Here is a 206-nt window from a genome sequence, read left to right on the forward strand (position 1 = left end):
TCGTCAAGGTGGCCGCGCCCGGCGTCGACATGCTCTCCACGGTGCCCGGCCACGGCCAGTGCACCGACAACGGCACCAGCTTCTCCGCCCCGTACGTCTCCGGTCTGGCCGCCGTCCTCAAGAGCCTGCACCACGACTGGAACCCGATGCAGATCCGCACCGTGATCGAGCAGACCGCGCAGCGCACCGAGCGGGGCCCCAACAAG

At 69.9% G+C, this 206-nt stretch carries 1 protein-coding gene; it reads left to right on the top strand.

Annotation, left to right across the window (positions count from 1 at the left end; translation table 11 throughout):
* A partial coding sequence (locus GT354_RS02820; RefSeq protein WP_161354549.1) for a S8 family serine peptidase occupies nt 1–206 on the top strand: 206 nt, incomplete at both ends.

This window comes from Streptomyces sp. SID3343 (genome assembly GCF_009865215.1).
In the GTDB taxonomy this organism is placed as follows: Bacteria; Actinomycetota; Actinomycetes; order Streptomycetales; family Streptomycetaceae; genus Embleya.